General features: G+C 40.0%; 16 protein-coding genes. 12 read left to right on the top strand and 4 right to left on the bottom strand.

The genetic code is table 11. The annotated features are described in order from the left end of the window. The first annotated feature begins 134 nt into the window (after positions 1–134). Positions 135–1,256 (top strand): DEAD/DEAH box helicase, encoded by a 1,122-nt coding sequence (locus tag BSG1_RS06920; RefSeq protein ID WP_006836253.1) that lies wholly within the window; start codon positions 135–137, stop codon positions 1,254–1,256. A 142-nt stretch (positions 1,257–1,398) separates the two neighbouring features. Here BSG1_RS06920 and BSG1_RS06915 read toward each other — a convergent pair whose 3' ends face one another. Next, positions 1,399–1,584: a CsbD family protein gene (locus tag BSG1_RS06915; protein ID WP_006836252.1), complete on the bottom strand. Its 186-nt coding sequence runs from the start codon at positions 1,582–1,584 to the stop codon at positions 1,399–1,401. Between the two features lie 218 nt (positions 1,585–1,802). Between BSG1_RS06915 and cls the strand changes: the two genes are divergently transcribed. Further along, positions 1,803–3,311 (top strand): cardiolipin synthase, encoded by a 1,509-nt coding sequence (gene cls / locus BSG1_RS06910; RefSeq protein WP_006836251.1) that lies wholly within the window; start codon positions 1,803–1,805, stop codon positions 3,309–3,311. Positions 3,312–3,653: 342 nt separating this feature from the next. Here the strand turns inward: cls and BSG1_RS06905 are convergent, their stop codons facing one another. Beyond that, a complete protein-coding gene (locus BSG1_RS06905; RefSeq protein WP_006836250.1) occupies positions 3,654–5,279 on the bottom strand; it encodes an amidohydrolase in 1,626 nt (541 codons plus the stop codon). Positions 5,280–5,449: 170 nt separating this feature from the next. On the opposite strand from BSG1_RS06905, the gene BSG1_RS06900 reads away from it, so the two are divergent. Continuing rightward, entirely contained in the window at positions 5,450–5,899 is a 450-nt protein-coding gene (locus BSG1_RS06900; protein ID WP_006836249.1) for a GNAT family N-acetyltransferase, read from the top strand. Positions 5,900–6,046: 147 nt separating this feature from the next. Here BSG1_RS06900 and BSG1_RS06895 read toward each other — a convergent pair whose 3' ends face one another. Both BSG1_RS06895 and BSG1_RS06890 read right to left on the bottom strand, forming a co-directional pair. Next, a complete protein-coding gene (locus tag BSG1_RS06895; protein ID WP_006836248.1) occupies positions 6,047–7,063 on the bottom strand; it encodes a polysaccharide deacetylase family protein in 1,017 nt (338 codons plus the stop codon). Beyond that, positions 7,060–7,830, bottom strand: coding sequence for a hypothetical protein (locus BSG1_RS06890; RefSeq protein WP_044022533.1), 771 nt, complete (start codon positions 7,828–7,830; stop codon positions 7,060–7,062). Before BSG1_RS06890 ends, BSG1_RS06895 begins: the two co-directional genes overlap by 4 nt. A 235-nt stretch (positions 7,831–8,065) precedes the next feature. Between BSG1_RS06890 and BSG1_RS06885 the strand changes: the two genes are divergently transcribed. The 9 genes from BSG1_RS06885 to BSG1_RS06845 all read left to right on the top strand — a co-directional run bounded on the left by BSG1_RS06885 (position 8,066) and on the right by BSG1_RS06845 (position 19,609). Further along, positions 8,066–9,139, top strand: a complete 1,074-nt coding sequence (locus BSG1_RS06885; RefSeq protein WP_198008206.1) for a GNAT family N-acetyltransferase — start codon at positions 8,066–8,068, stop codon at positions 9,137–9,139. 725 nt (positions 9,140–9,864) lie between these two features. Next, positions 9,865–10,803, top strand: a complete 939-nt coding sequence (locus tag BSG1_RS20785; RefSeq protein WP_156791426.1) for a glucosamine inositolphosphorylceramide transferase family protein — start codon at positions 9,865–9,867, stop codon at positions 10,801–10,803. A gap of 112 nt (positions 10,804–10,915) precedes the next feature. Then, positions 10,916–11,836 carry an NAD-dependent epimerase/dehydratase family protein gene (locus tag BSG1_RS06875; RefSeq protein WP_006836244.1) on the top strand — a complete coding sequence of 307 codons (921 nt, stop codon included), beginning with the start codon at positions 10,916–10,918 and terminating at the stop codon, positions 11,834–11,836. Positions 11,837–11,863: 27 nt separating this feature from the next. After that, positions 11,864–12,712, top strand: coding sequence for a peptidoglycan bridge formation glycyltransferase FemA/FemB family protein (locus tag BSG1_RS06870; protein WP_006836243.1), 849 nt, complete (start codon positions 11,864–11,866; stop codon positions 12,710–12,712). Continuing rightward, positions 12,693–13,847, top strand: coding sequence for a glycosyltransferase family 4 protein (locus BSG1_RS06865; protein ID WP_006836242.1), 1,155 nt, complete (start codon positions 12,693–12,695; stop codon positions 13,845–13,847). Before BSG1_RS06870 ends, BSG1_RS06865 begins: the two co-directional genes overlap by 20 nt. A gap of 123 nt (positions 13,848–13,970) precedes the next feature. Continuing rightward, complete coding sequence (locus BSG1_RS06860) at positions 13,971–15,422, top strand: lipopolysaccharide biosynthesis protein (protein WP_006836241.1); 1,452 nt, start codon at positions 13,971–13,973, stop codon at positions 15,420–15,422. Positions 15,423–15,459: 37 nt separating this feature from the next. Continuing rightward, positions 15,460–16,731, top strand: coding sequence for an O-antigen ligase family protein (locus tag BSG1_RS06855; protein ID WP_198008205.1), 1,272 nt, complete (start codon positions 15,460–15,462; stop codon positions 16,729–16,731). Positions 16,732–16,771: 40 nt separating this feature from the next. After that, positions 16,772–17,854 carry a glycosyltransferase gene (locus BSG1_RS06850; RefSeq protein ID WP_006836239.1) on the top strand — a complete coding sequence of 361 codons (1,083 nt, stop codon included), beginning with the start codon at positions 16,772–16,774 and terminating at the stop codon, positions 17,852–17,854. A 303-nt stretch (positions 17,855–18,157) separates the two neighbouring features. Continuing rightward, positions 18,158–19,609 (top strand): IS1182-like element ISBsp4 family transposase, encoded by a 1,452-nt coding sequence (locus tag BSG1_RS06845; RefSeq protein WP_044022531.1) that lies wholly within the window; start codon positions 18,158–18,160, stop codon positions 19,607–19,609. Positions 19,610–19,808 lie beyond the last annotated feature (199 nt).

Here is a 19,808-nt window from a genome sequence, read left to right as displayed (position 1 = left end):
AACGGAAGGTTTTACTTTTTATATCAGCGCCCAACCGCGAAGTCGTTCTCCGTAACATTTTTTTAAAACAGCTTTTCCAGCCAACTTCGTGTAAAATGAACTACAGCATCTTTAATAGAGAGAGGAATTAACAAATGGAATATCTAACAAATCTTAAGCCTTTTTTGCAGGACGCATGGAAAGCCTCTGAATTTACCGAGTTAACAGAGGTCCAGCAGAAAGCGATTCCTGAAGCAATGGACGGCAAGAACCTCGTCTGCGAATCACCAACTGGAACAGGCAAAACACTTGCTTACTTACTGCCTATTTTAAACAGCATTGATGAAAAGAAGATGCAGGCACAGGCCCTGATACTGGCTCCTTCCCATGAACTTGTCATGCAGATTCACCAGGAAGTGCAGAAGTGGGGGAAAGATTCCGGAATCAACAGCATAGCGCTAATCGGTGGAGCCAATGTCAAAAACCAAATCGAAAAGCTTAAAAAGAAGCCGAAGATTGTGATTGGCACGACAGGGCGTATAATGGAATTAATTAAAATGAAAAAGTTGAAGATGCATGAAGTGAAAACCATCGTGGTTGATGAGTTTGATCTCATGATCGGCAATGAACACATTAACAATGTCCGCCAGGTTATTAAATCCACGATGGCAGACAGGCAGCTATTGTTCTTTTCAGCCACTCTTTCAGATAGCACCGATAAAGTGGCGTCCGAACTGATGGAGGATTATGAGGTGATCCGGGTCAATCAAGGAGTAGTGTCTTCTTCACAGGTTGAACACGGATATCTATTGTCTGAACAGCGGGATAAAATTGAAGTGCTTCGAAAGCTTTCCAACGTGGAAGGCATCAAAGCATTGGTCTTCTTTAATAGTTTGGAACGATTATCAGAAGCGGAAGAAAAACTGAAATACCAAAAAGCTGCTGTGGAAGTCCTTGCAGGAGAATCCAAGAAGACGGAAAGAAAGCATTCGCTCGATAAATTCAGGGCAGGGAAAGTCCCGATGCTGCTAACAACAGATGTAGCGGCAAGAGGCCTGGATATCAGCGGTGTTACACATGTCATTCACTTTGAATTCCCTACCGATGCTAAGCAGTATATCCATCGATCCGGAAGAACCGGCCGCATGGGAGCGTCGGGAACGGTCATTTCGATCGTAACCAAGAGAGAGGAAAGCTTTCTCGAAAAAATGGCTGACGAGTTAAAGTTTGAGGTTGTAAAGAAGCGCCTGCACGGCGGGAAAATCATAGCAGATTAAGAAGAGACCCGGAGTGATGTTGGAATCAATCCGGGTCTCTGTTTATCTGAAAGCAATGCTGTTTTGAGCTCTGTGATCAGGAAAATAGCACCCTGTATTTAACAGATTGCCCTTTAGCGTACAACTGCCTGAAAGAAACTAATTAGCGGCGATGGTCATCCTTTGCTTCCCCAACTGTTTCGTGGACTTTGCCTTCGCCTTTATCTTTTAGGCCATCACGCTGCATGTCAGGATTATCAGTGGCTCTGCCTGTTTTCTCTTTTACTTCTCCTTCAGCCTTTTTTGCTGCACCTTTTAACTTATCTTTCATTCCGTTATCTTTACTCATCAGTAAATCATCCTTTCGTCATTGGTAGTACTCTTTATCCTTCTAGAGATAATGTTAAACACAAACTAATAGGTTAGCATTTAAAGAAATTGGGGAATACATAATAAAACTTTTACATTCAAAAAATTTACACGGCGTACTATTTGGAAAACAGTGAAACACTAAAAGGCAGCTTCTTTTTTCAAGAGAAGCATTTTTTAATTTAAGGGATTGGTCATATGAAAAAAAGAAGGCTGGAATTTTTATTCGTCATCATATTGATTGCATGTGTATATATCTTTCTTTCCAGCGGGTTTCATACATATATAAAAGCAGGAGCAGCCTCCGTTTATATCATCATCATTCTGATCAGTGTCTTTTCGTTAATCCTAGAAAACAGGTCGGCACAGCACACCCTGCTGTGGATTTATGTATTGGTCTGTTTCCCTGTTTTCGGGTATTTCTTTTATTTGTTTTCAGGGCAGTTGTACTTGAAAGGCTACCTTTTTAAAAGCAAACGCAAGAATGACAGGGAAGAATGGCAAAAGCTTCTCAAACGGGAAAATTCGCCCGATTTATCCTTCCTGCAGGATAACCAAAGAAATTTTGCGAAGTTTGCGAATAAAGTTGCCTGGTCCCCAATAAGTACTTCTTCGACAACGAAGATTCTAAAGAATGGCGATGAAACTTTTACAGAAATCAAAGAAAAACTCAAGCAGGCTAAAGAATATATTCATATGGAATACTATATTTTCCGATCAGACCGCCTCGGAAAAGAAATCATCAATATCCTGATTGAAAAGGCAAAAGAAGGCGTTGAAGTTCTGTTTATTTTCGATGCGGTAGGCAGTATGCACCTTTCTTCAAAGGACATCCGTGCCATGGAAGATGCCGGGGTGCAAGTGCAGCCGTTCCTCCCATTGAAATACGGTTTTTTTAATCAGAAATTCAATTTCCGCAATCATAGGAAAATCATTGTCATTGATGGGGTTACAGGGTTTGTCGGGGGACTGAACGTAGGGATAGAATATCTGGGGGAGGATGATAGGTTCGGCTTCTGGCGTGACACTCACATGATGCTTGAGGGTGGAGCGGTGTTTACCCTCCACACGGTTTTCCTGCTGGACTGGGAATATGTCTCCGGTAATATGATACTGGAAAAATTCCAGGCACATCCTGAAATACCAGCTGAAGAACTGGACGGGGCAGTTCAGGTGGTCGCAAGCGGACCGGATACTCAATTGGGCATCATGAGCGATCTGTACTATTCCTTGATATCGTCCGCTACGACCTCCATCTGGATTGCCACACCTTATTTCGTGCCGACAGAATCCATAAGGACCGCTCTTCGGGTCGCAGCTTCCAAAGGGATTGAAGTGAGGATCATGGTCCCGGAAACCAATGACGGGTTCCTTACTCAATATGCGACAAGGTCATACTTTTCCGAACTGATCCGCTGCGGGGTCGAAATTTACTCTTATAAAAAAGGGTTTATGCACCAAAAAATCATTATCGTTGATGGAAACCTCGCCTCAGTAGGAACAGCGAACATGGATATGAGAAGTTTCCATTTGAATTTTGAAGTCAATGTTTTCCTGATGGGGAACAGTTCGATTCGTGACCTGTGTGCGCATTATGAAGAAGATATGAAGGACAGCGTAAGGGTGAGACCGGTTGAATATTATAAAAGAGGCATCCTGGAGCGCTCGAAAGAATCTTTTGCAAGGCTGTTTTCGGGTGTGTTATAAGAAGGCTGTTTTCGTAAAGATTGTTGCTATCGGAAAAATCCAAAGGGCCGGATTTTTCCCTCGGGTACAAGGGCTTATCTAACTGTACAGGGGGGAATAGCTCTTTTCATTCTTGTTTACCAAGGTAGTTCCTGTGAAATATGGCTATATATCTTGAACTTCATACTAAATAGCAACAAAGTTTTAGAAAAGAAGCTCAGCATTTTTGCTGAGCTTCTTTTCTAAAACTTTGCACTGTATAAGGGTGATTGAGAAGAATATAACAATTTTTCGCAATCACCTAGTATATCCGCTGATGGCATCAAACTATTGGCCTGAGTTCAGACTGAAGAACCTTAGAAATTATTCAGAAGTGCCGCGTTGAAAAACAATTTTGCCGTCCATCATGGTCAGGTGGACTGAGCATTCTTTAATTTCATCGGGATCGCAATCAAAAAGGTTACGGTCAAGGATGGTGATGTCTGCTTTTTTGCCTGTTTCCAATGTTCCCAGGTCACCTTCACGGAAGTTTGCATAAGCAGGGGACTTCGTATAATGAATCAGTGCCTGTGCCAGACTGATCTTGTGCTGCGGGTTCCAGCCCCCGGCAGGTGTGCCATCCTCATGTTTTCTCGTGACAGCCCGATAAATTCCCAGCATCGGATTCAGCTCGACAATTGGATAATCACTGCCGAATACGAGCTGTGCACCGTTCCTTTCAAGCTCTCCAATCGGCCATGTATATTGGATTCTTTCAGGTCCAAGCCTGTCCAGATATTCATGGGACTCCATGGAACTTGAAGTCAGATGCTCCGGCTGCATAGAAGGGAGGACACCCAGTTCTGAAAACCTTGGAATATCATCAGGATGGATGACTTCAATATGCTCAATTGTATGCCTGGAATCTCTTTTTCCATTGACTGTTTGGGCATGCTCAAAAGCATCCAGTCCCAGTCTGACCGCTCCATCACCACATGCATGAAGCCTGATCCGGTAACCTTTTCTATCTGCTTCTTCAATCAAGTTAAAATATGTTTCCCTGGAGTAGATAGTCCCGCCTGATGTGGAAGGCCGGTCAGAATACGGTTCCAAAAGATACCCGGTATAGGTAAGCGGAACTCCATCAATAAATTGTTTGAGGCCGGAAAATTGAAGTTTATCCGAGTTGAAATTCTTGTAGTAGGATAGGGCTTCAAATTGACCGTCCAGTGGTGCCAGGAAATGAATCCGTACCGACAGCCGGCCTTCCTCTTCGTGTTTTTGATATTCTTCGAGGTCTCCAAGAGTGAAACCTGGTAAAGGAAGCATATCGGCTACCGATGTAATACCGTACTCACCTGCTTTTTTCATAAATGAATCCATCAGTCTGCTCTTTTTTTCAGGAGGGATATCAAATGCGGTGTGGGCCAGGACGACAGCCGTTTCGTATAGGAATCCAGTAGGCTTTCCATCTTCATCTTTTTCTATTTTTCCAAATGGAGGCTCTAGGGTATTTTCATCTATCCCGAGCATTTCCAATGCCTTTGTATTCAACCAGGCACTATGGGCTTCTTCATTCAGAAGAAATACCGGCCGATCCGGTATGCGGCGGTCCAATGAATGCCGGGTCGGGAGCTGCTGGCCGGGCCATCTGACATGGTGCCAGCCGAATCCCAATACCCAAGGATCCTCCGGGTTGTTCTCCGCAAACTCTGCCATCCTGCCTACTGCTTCATCCTCGCTGGCGCAGAATGTCAGTGAGGTGTATTCCTGAAACATCGCACCGAGCCACAAATGAACATGAAAGTCGTGGAATCCAGGCAGGACCAGTTTCCCGAATGCCGAGATCTCTTTTGTTTGTGGCCCTTTATAGTATTGAATTTCTTCTTGTGTTCCTACACCCAGTATTCTGTCGTCCTTGATGGCGATTGCGCCTTCCATAGGTTCCAGTGTTGCTGATGTGAAAATGTAATTGCTCGTGATAATGGTATCTGCTTGCTTGAAATCCACATATACCTCTCCTTGTATAGAACATATTATGGAAAAAAATCCTAACTCTCATGTTACTATAATGTTAAGCCGATTTGAACTTCTTAGATTATTTCAAATAAAGAAAAAGGCATAGTAGTAAAAAAATAACAATAGGATTTAGTAAATCAAGCACAAGGGAGGAACAATTATTGAAAACAATCAAAGTGGATATGGAGCATGTGGATATAGTGGCAGAACTTTTTAATCAATATAGGGTCTTTTATAATCAAAAAGATGATTTTGAGAGCTGCAGGAAATTTCTGAGGGAGAGAATAGAAAACAGGGAATCTGTTATTTTTCTTTCATTTGAGGAAGGCGAAGTAGAACTAATTCCTCTTGGGTTCACTCAGTTGTATCCAATCTTTTCATCGGTCTCTTTAAAAAAGCATTGGCTGCTGAATGATTTGTTTGTTACGGAAAAAGCCAGAAGAAAAGGTGTTGGAGAGAACCTGCTTCATCATGCCAGGCAGCTTGCCGAAGAAACAAATGCAAAAGGCATGACATTGGAAACTTCTGATGATAACTATAACGCTCAGAAACTTTATGAGAAATTCGGCTTTGAAAAACACTCTGAGTTTCATTATACATATACAGTGTAATGAAAAGCAGACACCTGATTTTTCAGGTGTCCCGGAATTTTGGCGAAGGCACACCCTCTGCGCTGCTCATTCCTGATGGGCAGCGAGCGCTGTCATTAGTCTATATCTTGCAGACAATGGCACACCTGCAACCTAAGGCACCTGATTCTAGTCGGGTGTCTTTTCTGTTTGCTTTCCGCGTAAGACGGGGGACAGTTGATGAGCTGCACTTTCCATTGTCACGCTCTTCATTCCATACGTGTCTTGCAGGAAGGCAAAGTGTTGTGAAATCTTTTTAAGGAATCGCAATGACTCTTTTGGATGTTTACCAAAATTATGAGGATGCCACCAGAGATGATAAATTTTATTTTCCTTTGCGGCTTTAGTCATGCTGTTTTGTATTCTCTTGAGCTTCATGGGTTCCAAGAACCGCAGTGTGGAATTATAGGGTCTTAGAAAACGACTTGATGGAAAGTTGATGATCGGGTCTTCGGACAAATCGGATGCGGAGTAAATATGGTGGCCGGTTAAATTTACATAGGAATCCATGAATCTGAGCATCTTGTATAAAGGGGATTGGCTTTTTTGGTAGCTTACAGGGGAATAAAGTCTGGAACTTTCGTTACCACGGTAAGCTGATAAATTATATTTCTTGCAAATGGATAGATATTGCTCATTGACCTGATTGCGGGGGAACACAATGGATTTCAATGAGATGTTTTTTGAGTTTGCAACCTCAGCAGCCTTTAGTATATCCGCCTCAAAGGCTTTCAAATCTTGACCGTCTTCAAGACAATAATAGTGAGAAAACGTATGAGTTGCAATTTCCTGTTCCGGACGGCTGGCAATTAAATCGATAAGTGAACCTGCTAAATGGTAAGGATCACTGCTTTCATCCCGACCGACAGAGTTCAGCTTTAAGTAGGGAGAAAAATGTTCCTGATAATAAGTTGGTTTTACATCAGGGAGAATGGATAGTAATTCTTCTTTTGTATGAAAAAAAAGTATTCCCACTATGGCCCAAGTGGCACTTATATTATATTCTTCAAAAATATCAAGGATTTCTGGTATCACTTTCCTGGCTCCCAATAGATTTTCCTGATATTCCTCGAGTGTAAAAACATCATGCACGCCCCAAAACAATTCAAAATCCATAGAAATAATGAGTGACCCATGTTCTTTCAAGTTTTCACCCTCAATCCTCTTCTTAAGTTCCAATTCCTGATTGAAAGCACAGCTCTTCCAAAAAGATTGGTGGCTATGTAGCCTGAGTACTCTTTAACAATTTCCCCGCCGAATTCAAGTTTGAAGTTCCTTATCGCAGGATCAGAAGTCAAGCCTCCTGAATCATAAATTATATATCCGCGGTGTTTCAGCCAAAGCATATCTTTCCATTTGAGATATCTGTGTGCAGCGCTTAATAACCTTTTTCGGCTTTTGTCTGCTGTTTGCCTGAAATGAGCCGCTGAGTATAGGGATGTTGCTCTTTTGCCATCAATTACATATACCCTATAGCATAACGTCTCTCCAAGGCTATCCTCGACTGATGTGATAAGGAGGGAGCGTTGTTCAGCTAAAAGCTTCAATGTCTTCAGGTGAAAAGCATTACATTTATAGGTGTGTTTATTACTGGCAAATGTATTGTAAAAATTCCTAAAGGCAATTAACAAATTTTCATTAGGAGTGGGATCTGCTTTAGTTACCAAGTCGTATTTTTGTTCTGCTTGGCGGATTTGCTGACGGGTAGATTTGTTCATATCTAAATAGAGCTTTTCTTCAGACTTGGTTAGGTTAATCTGCAATGTTTCTAGGGGAGGTAACACTCCTAATGGATATTTTGATTGTATTATCCCGATAATTGCCACCCCGTTTGAGGCTGTCATGATTTTCTCAGTGGGGAAGAAAATCTGTTGCAGCTTTATACCTGCGAAACTCCTACCTATTTTAATCACCTAGTTCTCCTCCTTTAATAAAAGGTGAAATCCATTGAGCCTTGCAAAAGTATCGTATATTTCTTGTATTCAGATAGTATGATTATATTATTCACTCCTTCAGATAATGACTTGTAGCTCTTCCTTGGCACTCCTAGATAGTTGAATTACAGAAAGAGAAAACCCAAGCACGCATTAGCTGCAGAGAGGTTTGGTACTTCTGTAAAAGCAACAACAAGAGAAAAGAGGTGAAATGGTGAACATCCATGTAGTTAGAGATGAGGAAGAATTTTTGCTTTTAAGAGAAGAGTGGAACATGATCGCAGAGAGAATGGAGGAGGCAACACCATTCCAAACATGGGAGTGGAACTATCATTTTTGGCGCTGTATAGAAAGAAATTTTGAACTTAACATTCTGGCAGTCTATAAAGGTGAGAAGCTGGTAGGGGTGGCCCCTATGATTAACAAAGATGGAGCGCTGGTTTTTATTGGTAGTGATTACAGCGACTATGGCTCTTTTATTGTCGAAAGAAATACTTACAGGGTTATTTCAAAAATGCTTAAAACATTAATAGAACAGGGGTGGAGCCGCATAGAATTGAGGGAGTTGAGTTCCAGGAACCCTCAAACTCATGCACTCAGACGTATTTTTCAAAATGAGAAATCAGCTTTTTTTCAACAATTAAAAAGAACCGTCTCAATTCCGATTAGAAACTATGTTGATTGGGAGGATTATTATAAGGGGTTAACTAGTTCATTTAAAAAAAAGAACCTGAATTCTAGATTGAAGAAAGAGCATGAATTCATGATTCTGGATCAATTTGATTCTAAGGCAGGGGAAATGATTGCTGATATATATGACTCCAGACAGGAACAACGCATGGGAAACAGCAACTTGAAATTGTTGCTCCCTTTTATGGAATCGTTACATCAATCAGGATTACTCATGGTCACATTCATTAACATAGGAGGAGTCCCAAAAGCATTTGGGTTGATATTGGATTATAAAGAAAAAAAGTATGTTTGGGTAACAGCGTTCTCCCCGGAGTTTAGTGGTATCGGTCATCTGTTACATTACTATTTAATGCTTACAGCTATTGATAAGAAGAATTCAGAGGTGGACTTCATGAGAGGTGATTATGATTACAAATTACAGTTGAATGGGGAACTCCATACGAATTATCAATTGATACTATTTAAGTCAGTATTTCAAAAATACTTATTTGTTATCAAGTATCAAATTAGATTATCTCTTCGTAACTTTGTCTACCGGCATAAGAATATTAGAAAATTGTATACAAAGTTGTCAAAATATATTTCTTACAAATAACTACGATGGGTCAGAGTTATATACTACAAGAGGGTGATTCAATGACAAGACGCCTCAAAATAGGAGTTTTATGTGAAGCATTTTTATATGAATGGCAAATAAAATGCTTGGAAAAGTTAAGTTGCATTCCGGAAGTTGAGTTGATTATATGTCCTTTAAACGTAAGAGGAAGTATTAGCGAGGATAATGGAGTTTACATGAGTTACCTTGAAAAGATATACCTTTATTTTGTCAGCAAACGATCAAAAGCTCTTCAAAAAATCCCCTTTCAAGAAGTATCCTTGCCAAATAGGAGTTTATCCTGGGTGAACTGTTTAAACTCCTCTAATATAGATCTTATCTTAAACTTTAATCCCTTTAATAAAAACATTGAAATAGAGGACTATCCTCACCATGGTATCTTGTCTTTCCAATTAGATACCAGAAATTTCAATTCATGGCTTAGAGATGTATTAAATGGGAAGCCACTTGAGTTGTTGCTTATTTCTCATTCTAGTAGAGGTTGGCATATTGTCGGAAAAGGTTCTGTAGGCGGGATCAATCACTCCTTCTCCCGATCCCTTGATAAAGCATTATTCCTGTTAAGTGACATGCCAGCAAGAGCTTGTAAAGAAATATTGGTATGTGGCAAATCCAATACGGTCCAGCCCCTTGGTGATCAAAACGATAGGGAGCTCCTCGTAAAAAGAAGCCTTATCAAAAATAAAGATATGGTTTATTTTCTTTTGAAAAAAATTATAAATCAGTGTTCTTTCATCATGAAAAAACTTTTCTGGATTGATGAATGGAATATCGGTATCATTTCTATTCCAGTCGAGTATTTTCTACAAAGAGACTTTTCGCCGGAGATTGCCTGGCTTCCCAAAAGACGAAAAGGGGATTTTATTGCGGATCCTTTTGTTGTTTCTGAAAACAGCTGTTTAACGATTTTGTATGAAGAGCTTGCAATTTCCGACGGGAGAGGAAAAATTTCGGCCTTGTCTGGAACATGGAGCCAACAGACATTGGAATTTCAACCTGTTCAGACAGTCGATATTAGTAACCAATTTTCAAAACAAAAACATCTTTCGTATCCATATATTCTGCACTATGAGAACGAGTTTTACTGTGTTCCTGAGATGAATGGGGAGAACGGGGTAAAATTGTTCCAAGCAGTTCGGTTTCCAGATCAATGGAAAGAGGTTTCAGTTATAATCAAAGGCTTCAAGGCGGTCGATCCAACCATTTTTCACCATGAAGGATATTGGTGGCTGTTTTGTACGAACCAGGAAGAAGATCCTCAATCAAAATTATATGTTTGGTTTTCAGAAGATTTGTATTCAGGATGGACCGAGCACTTATTGAATCCTGTGAAAAGTGATGTGACATCAAGCAGGCCAGCCGGAAAACCATTTTATAAAGAAGGCAGCCTATATAGACCCAGCCAGGATTGTTCCCGTACTTATGGAGGGAAAATCGTTATCAATGAAATAGTAGAATTGACCCCCACTAAATTCAAAGAAGAACCAGTTATTGATATCCAACCTTTCTCCATGACACCATACAGTAAAGGTATCCATACAATAAGTTATTCAGGAAACATAACGGTGATTGATTCAAAGAGAAGCAGATTTTTCCCTTTGAAAGTATTTTATAAGTGGAAATCCAGCGGACGTCAGTTATAAGTTCCTGTAGATAGCTTAGGCCTATTTTGCTAATTAGCCGGAAAGTGAAACAGTCTATCCACATAAATAAATTACGAGAGAATCACATTGCTCACTGAGAAGGAGGGGTCACTTGAAGATCTTAGTGACGGGAGGAAATGGATTTATTGGGTCCTATGTAGTCAATTCATTAGTAGAAGGAGGATACAAGGTTGTCATTGTAGACTCATCAATCGGTAACAAAAATTCTATTAATAAGAAAGTAAAGTGCTACCAATTAAATATAACAGACAAAAATTTGTCTAATGTTTTTGATAAGGAAAGACCCGATGCAGTCATCCACATGGCAGCACAAGTGGATGTTAGCCGGTCAGTCATGGAACCTATTATGGATGCGGAAGTTAATATTCTAGGAACGATAAACGTCTTGAATGAATGCGTCAAGTACAAGGTCAAGAAAGTGGTCTATTCTTCAACCTCTGCAGTTTATGGAGAAAATGTAGCTTCTGAAATTAGTGAGAATGAAAAAATAATGCCCATTTCATTTTATGGCATCTCTAAATATACTCCTGAGCTTTATTTAGAGGCATTTTTTAAAATACATGGCCTGAAGTATACAATTCTTCGATATTCAAATGTGTATGGGGAACGGCAGGGAATTAAGGGAGAAGGAGGAGTAATTCCTATTTTTATACATGAATTGATGGAAGATAGGTCTCCTGTCATCTTTGGAGATGGTAAGCAAACCAGAGACTTTATATATGCCGGTGATGTGGCTGAAGCGAATGTATCCGCGTTAAATGCAGCGGATATGGAGGTTTTGAATATTTCAAGCGGCATCAGCATAACGATTCTTCAGCTGTTTGAACAAATAAGGGATCTGATGGGCAAGGCTGTAACACCTAATTTTAGAGGAGGCAGGTCTGGCGATATTCTACATAGCCGGCTTGCTAATTCAAAGGCAATAATGATGTTAAGCTGGGAACCTAAAGTGAATTTACCAGAGGGGCTGAGAAAAACGATTGATTATTACAAAGAGATCAAACTCCAATGAATCTTTTTTACTGAAGGGGGTGGTGGTGTGTTAAAAATCAAATATAAAAGAAGCATCTTCCATTTTACTGAAACATATTCCGATGGGTACCCGCCGCAGGTAGGAGATACAGATGTTCATCTTAACTCTTTTTTAATAACGGATCCCCTTGTTGATCAAGTCGACAATAAGGAGCGGTTTACATTCCATAAGCTCTTTAGAACACTGGTGATCAATCTGGAGAAAGATGATGAAGAAATATTCGATGAAATAGGCAAAAGCACTCGATACAAAATAAAACGAGCAGAGAGGGAGGGGGTGGAATACTCAGAGATTAATAATCCAAGCGATAAGGAAATACAGACCTTTACAGAGACCTTTAATCAATTTGCGAAAAAAAAGAAGATCCAGCCCTGTAATCCTAAGAAGTTAAAAGCCTGCCGCGATAAAAATGCTTTCATTATAACGATGGCCAAAGTGGAGGAAGATATTCTTTGTTTTCATGGATACACCTTTGATGGGCAGAGGGCAATCATGCTTTATTCTGCTTCCTTTAGGGATTCTCATGATGCAGCACAAAAGAATCTAATTGGAAGGGCAAACCGTTTCTTGCATTGGCAGTCCATTCTCTCTTTTAAAGCAAAGGGGGGTAAGTGGTATGATTTCTGTGGCTTGTCACTAAACGAGAATGGTCACCAAGGGATAAATAAGTTTAAAAAAGGGTTTGGGGGAATAGAAGCAGATGAACTGAAAACCTATAGGGGAAAGAACCTGGTAGGGAAATTAATAATATTGGCCTTGAGATGGAAATGGAGAAAACAACCGGAATTTATTCGAGCCCAGAGGTTGCTTAACTCTTGCAGGGGAGGGGAAGGGCTTGGAGGAGGAAGTTCATAAAGTTGCATTTGTTGCTACTGTGTTTCGTCATCTCGAAGCTTTTCATTTGCCGTTTATCAAGATGTTACAAAAAAAGGGTGTGGAAGTTCATGCGATTTCACGAAAGGGTAATGGAAAGCAGGCTCTGGTGGATGAGCAAGTAAAATGTCATGAAATTGAGTTTAGAAGATTTCCTTTTCATCCTGCTAACATAAGTGCTCTATACCACCTGATACAGAATTTCAAAAAAGAAAAATATAAGCTCGTGCATGTTCATACTCCGGTCGGCAGTATCCTTGGTAGATATGCTGCCAAGGCAGCAAAGATTCCCAAAGTGATATATACCGCTCATGGTTTTCATTTTCATGAACAAGGATCGACGTTTAATTGGTTGTTCTATCCCATCGAATGGTTCTTCGCGAGGTGGACTGATGTGTTGATAACGATCAACACAGAAGATGCTGCGCGCGCAAGCTCTTTCCCGGTCAGAAAGAAAGCAATATTCATCCCTGGAGTAGGTGTTGATACAGGAAAGTTCGGACCAGTGAAAAAAGCGTCTGTAAGAAAACAAAAAAGAGAAGAATTAGGTATCCCGGAGTCCGCTTTCGTTATTCTTTGTGTGGCTGAAATCAATAAGAACAAAAATCAAGTTCAGTTGCTGCGGGCAATTCGGCTATTAAAGACCCGTTACCCACAAATCAAATGTTTGTTGGTGGGAGAAGGGAACGGGGAACGCGAGCTGAAAAAATATGTGAAAGATATGTCTTTGCAAGCAGAAGTGATGCATGCTGGATTTCGAACCGATATTGATGAACTGTTGGCAGCAGCGGATTTATTCTGCCTGACTTCAAAGCGGGAAGGATTACCGAAGGCGGTCATGGAAGCTATGTCAGCAGGTAAACCCGTCATTGCTACAAAAATACGTGGCTGTCGAGATTTGATAACGCATGGAGAAAACGGCTACTTGGTTCCTGTAAACAACCATGAACTTACCGCATCATATATCGCTAAGTTAATTGAAAATCCGTCTCTTCTAGAGAGGATGGGAGAATCCAGCCTTCAGTTAGTTCGGCAATTTGAATTAAGCAGCATCCTTTCAGATATGGAGAAAGTCTATGTAGAGTGTTTAATGGACCCATTGAAGGAACCTGAGTAACTAAGCCTAGTCCTGTTCACCAAGAAGGTATAGGGAGTTTAAATATAAATTAATCGTAAGAGTAACAATGTTGAATTATGAGAATAACGATGTCATAATTGGCTGGATAAATGAGGTATAAAGATGAAACGACTTGTCAGGCATGTCACTTCAATTTATGCAGTTTATGCACTGAAAGGTATATTGGGGCTTGTGTTTATACCATCAGCGCTCAATCAATTGGGGACCGAGCATTATGGGATTTACACTATTTTCCTCACTCTTACCGCTTATATTGTCTTTATTGAACTTGGTACGACTAAAAACTTATCAAGATTACTCGCCATGGAAAAAGATGAAGATGCGAAGAAGCAGCATCTTCAGTCAACGCTGGGTATTTATATAATATTTTGTATTGCTCTTCTTATCCTCCTTCCCCTCTTGCAAACACTAATTCCAGTTATAATCTTTCCAGTAGACCAATTAAATCTGCCGGTTCTAAAGCTGATTATTTTACTTGCTGTAATCGATTATATTGCATCGGTTCCCACATCTATGTTCCAGGCATACTGCATTGCTGAAGAAAGGTTTAATAATTATTCCAAGTATCAATTTGTATCGGGTATCTTGAAATATTCTTTTATGTATACGGGCCTGTTTTGCTTCAGCCGCCCGGATATACTTGTAATGTTCATGGTTTTTGCACGCTGTACAGATATATTGTCTGCCCGTGTGTTAATGGGGGCGCTTCCGCAGGGGAGTTGGAGTCCAAGGTTTAGATATCAGAAGATTAAACTCCTGCTTGGGGCCTCTTTCGTCCTTTCAACTTCCCAATTCTTGCAGCAAACTGTCATCGCAATAGGATCTGTCCTTGTAAACAGGTTCTTTGGCTTGCATTACTTAGGAATTTACAGGTCTGCTTTCGATCTTGCAACGAAGGTATGGTTTTTCTCCAATGCAATTGGATTAGTGATCTTTCCTAAATTTGTTAGAATGCTAGTTGATCCTCAAGAAAGGACACTCCTGTATAACAGACTGCCGTTTATTTTGTTGATCAGCTGGTTTTCATACTATTTATTAAATATGGCAGGGGTCCTTTTGGCACCGGTGGGTCTCAAGTTGATGGGCATGTCTGAACACGAGACAGTTGGTCTTTTCGTCATTCTGCTCTTGGGGGTATGTATAAATGCCCATAGTAATTTGAGTTATGAACTTTTACTTGCAGGAGGAAGGTACTGGATGGGTGCAGCCTTGAATGGCGGTGCTTTGTTTCTTCTGATCAGCTGTTTTTTAATCTTTTATCAGACAGGAGGAGTATTAGCCATAGGATGGTCCTGGCTGATCAGTCAAATGGTTTACGCTTTAGCAACTGACTTTGTCACACTTTCGCATGCAGGAAAATCTCTGTCGATTCAACTCAAATCAATGAGTTTCAGTATATTTTTCGGACTGAACTGTCTAATGGCAGTTTTCGTACGAACACAACCTATTCCCGATTTTATCTTGGTTATACCATTTGCCCTCATCTTCATATATGCTGCACTTTCCTATAAAAAGGTAAGAATGAAGCTGGCAAGCTTTATAAGAAGCGATTAGTTTGTTTCCTCTGAAAATGAAGCAGGGAGTAATGATTATGTTGAATTACAAATCTAATCACTCCTATTTGTCAATTGGGAGTATCATAGTTTTTATATGGTCGTTTTTGGTTATCTCTGCAGATTTAAAATCAACGATTCATCCATATATTCACTGGATAGTGACGGCATTCCTGCTTGTTCCGTTGATGTTCCTACAATTTATTAAACATCCCATCATTCAATTAAAGGGAACACTTTTTTATTTACTATTTGTCCTCTCCTTGTTAATAAGTGGATTTGGAACAGAATCCATATTCTATACCCTTGAGCAGACTGCAAAACTGACGATTATTTTAATTATCGCTCTTTCTTTCTTTAATACTTTCCCTAAATATTCCCGCTATGCTTTTCTAGCTTTCATTGTATCAGCTTATATTAATCTTTCTCTCCTATTAATGGGCAAGTATGGTGGATTGCCTTTTGCTGAATTAATGACAGGGGACGGGAGATGGGGGAATGTTCTGAACTTTCCAGGTTCACTGACGAAGGTGGGGGTAATACCGCTAGTCTATGCCTTGTATTGTTTAGCTGTCATAAGGCCATTCGCCTTTAAATATATTATTATGACCGGGGTATGCATATCTGTCATTCTGTTAGACGGATCAAGAACTGGAACCTTTATGCTTGTGCTCGCTTGCTTATTTATCCTCTTTATTCTGCTTTTGGAAAAGAATATAGGAGGGATGTTGAGGAAGCATCCGGTACTCATTATTTTCACTGTATTCAGTGTGGGTACTCTCTTATATGGCTTTCTAACGGAGAGAATCTTTTCTTTTAATTTAGTTGATAGCCGTTTATTTTTGACAGTTAGAAATGTTTTTTCAGAAGGAATAGTTGAAGGATTCAGAGAGAGCGACCCCTATAGATATCAAATGACCCAAGAAGCGCTTGAAAAAGTATTGAAGAATCCGCTCATTGGATCAGGCTTAGGAACAAATCAAGTTGATTCCATTGTTATTCATAATACTTATTTACAGGTCTGGGCAGATACAGGTTGGATTGGACTTACGGGTTATTGCCTTTTTATCAGTTTTTGGATACTTTATGTCAGGAGATTCTTTGTCACTTTATCTGAAACAAGGGACCCAAGAAGGCGCGGGGAGTACTATTGTTCTTTGTTCATACTTATCTATTTTATAGTCAATGGTTTTTTTCACCCATTAAGTACAGAATGGTCTGAGTGGATACTATTCATTGTTTCTTTTTCTCTATTCTTTGAGGCCGCAGACAAGCAAAATTCCTCCTCATCGGTAGTAGGTGTTAAGTAGTTAGCGGATAACTTGTTTAGGCGGCAGGAGGGTTGTTCCTATGAAGGTATTACATGTTATCAACAATTTAGAATTTGGTGGGGCTGAAAACTTATTAAAAGAATTAATTTCAATACAAGTGGAAGAGGGTATAGAAGTTGACCTCTATCTTTTGGAACGAAGTGGGATGAAGGATGGGGGGGTGACGCTTCCAGGAGTGAAATTACTGGAAGCGCAAGCAAGTAGCAGATATAGTTTAACCAATCTATTTTTCTTAAGGAATATATTCCATCATTATGACATTATACATGTCCATTTGTTTCCATCCCAGTTTTGGGTTGCCTCAGCAAAGTTTGTCTCCAAAAAGAATCCTGTGCTCATCACCACTGAACACAGTACAATGAACAGAAGGAGAAATAAAAAATTTTTTTATCTGCTTGATTTGTTTATGTATGGTCAATACAATAAGATTGTTTGTATAAGTGAAGGAACTGCCAGCGGCTTAATAGAAAGGTATAAGAGCCTTGAGAAAAAAATTGAGATTATTCATAACGGAATAAGAAGTGCGAGGTTCCTTGAAATTGATCCTGTTCATATTGAGGGGCTGACTGTAAAAGACCCCGTGATTTTAACAGTGGGCAGGCTGGAAAAAGAGAAAAACCACGAAGTAATTATTAAAGCATTGAAGTTTACATCCAATGTTCATCTCTTAGTGGCAGGGGACGGTAAAAGGAAAGGTGAACTGGAATCTCTTGCTATTAATTCAGGAGTAAGCAGCAGGGTACACTTTTTGGGGGAACGTCAAGATATTCCGGAACTGATGAAGATGGCATCTATTTATATTCAGCCTTCAAAATGGGAGGGGTTCGGTTTAGCGGTCTTAGAAGCAATGACTTCAGGTCTTCCTGTTATTGCCAGTGATATTCCTGGTTTAAGGGAAGTAGTTGGAAGTTCCGGCCTTTTGTTCGATCCTGAAAATGTACAGGATCTCGTCAAAAAAATAGAGGATTTATTGAATGACCCTGGTCTCATTAAGGAGTTAAGGTTGAAGTCAATTGAAAGATCAAAAGAATTTTCTGTTGAAAAGACAGCAGAACAATATTTAAAATTGTATGAGAAGCTGTCAAAGAAAAAACTCCACTAAATGAGGAGGCCACTGAAAAAGTCCAAAAAAATAGGAAAAGGCAGAGTCGTTCACTAAAAAGAGCAACCCTGCCTTTTTTACTACCGATTTTACGAAAAAAGTGTTGATTTCCGTTCCAGGTGCACGACTCCGCGGGGCGGGCGTTGAGCCTCCTCGGCTTCGCCTGCGGGGTCTCACCTGTCCCGCTAGTCCCGCAGGAGGTCGCGCACCTTCCACTCCAATCAACGTTGAGAAAAAAGAATACTATCCGCTAATAAAGCCTTACTTTATAATAGAATCATTAATATGAGTGGGTGGCTACCAATGATACAACAACAACAATCAATAACGTTTAGTAAATATATGGATCTTTATGATATTGTCGTTCCTCAGGACAATATGTTACGGAGAATAGTCGATTTAATCGACTTCACCTTCATTTTTGAAGAGTTAAAGGATAAATATTGTCATGATAATGGACGGAATGCGATTGACCCTATCCGGATGTTCAAATACTTATTTTTGAAAACCATTCACGATGTATCAGATGTTGATATTGTTGAACGTTCGAAATATGATATGTCTTTCAAGTATTTCTTAAATATGGCTCCAGAAGAAGCGGTTATTGATTCAAGTTCATTGACTAAATTTCGTAAACTTAGGTTAAAGGACATGAACTTTTTAGACATGCTTGTCAACAAGACGGTGGAGATTGCCATAGAGAAAGAAATCATAAAAAGTAAGTCCATTATTGTCGATGCCACCCATACTAAGGCCCGCTATAATCAAATGAAACCAAAGGAAATCCTCATGGAGCGCTCCAAGAATCTTCGGAAATCGATTTATAAGGTTAACGACGGTATGAAGGATAAATTCCCTGTGAAGCCCAACAATGATGTGTTGGAAGATGAGATCGCCTATTCACAGGAGCTCATTGAGGTAATAGAAAAGGAAGAAACCCTTTTAGAATATCCCAAAGTTAAGGAACAGCTTAATCTTCTGAAAGAAACGGTCGCCGATGATATTGAGCAGCTACAGTCCATGAACGATCAGGATGCCAAAGTGGGACACAAAACAGCAGATTCCTCTTTCTTCGGCTACAAAACCCATCTTGCGATGAGTGAAGAACGTATTATTACAGCCGCAACCATCACCACCGGAGAAAAAAGTGACGGGAAAGAACTGCAGACACTTATTGAGAAAAGTAAAACTGCGGGCATGAAAATTGAGACGGTTATTGGGGATGCGGCATATTCCGAGAAAGACAACATTGAATATAGCAAGGGAAATGGAATCAAATTGGTTTCAAGATTGAATCCTCTAATCACTCAGGGTGCTCGAAAAAAAGAGGATGAATTCGAGTTCAATAAGGATGCGGGTATGTATGTTTGCAAGGCAGGACATATGGCTATACGGAAAGCTAGACAAGGTAAAAAAGGATTAGGTAGAAACCAGGTTGACACCTACTATTTTGACGTGGATAAATGTAAGAGATGCCCTCTCAGAGAGGGGTGCTACAAGGGAGGAGCCAAAAGTAAGACGTATTCCGTTTCCATAAAGTCCGACCAGCATTCCGACCAGGCAAAATTCCAGGAAAGCGATTTCTTTAAGGAAAAAGCAAAAGAACGTTATAAAATAGAAGCAAAAAATAGTGAGTTAAAACACAGACACGGGTATAATGTGGCAGAATCCTCGGGTCTAATTGGCATGGAATTACAAGGTGCGATGGCAATATTTGCGGTAAACATTAAAAGGATTCTAAAGCTAATGGGATAGAAAGAGCATTATGGACGAAGCTTACCAAGAAAAAAGCCGACCCTCCTTCCTTTTTTAGGGAGTAGAGTCGGCTTTTTCTTTATTAATCAACACTATGTTCTAGAAATCGGAAGATTTTCAGTGCCGTCTAAATGAGCTGGAGTTTTTTTAGCTTTACGCCGACTGAAATCCATAAATCACTTAAATCCTAAAAAATATG

It is taken from the genome of Bacillus sp. SG-1, assembly GCF_000181495.1.
GTDB lineage: Bacteria > Bacillota > Bacilli > Bacillales > Bacillaceae_B > Rossellomorea.
The sequence above is the reverse complement of the archived record's forward strand: the minus strand, read 5'-3'. Positions and strand labels throughout refer to the sequence as shown.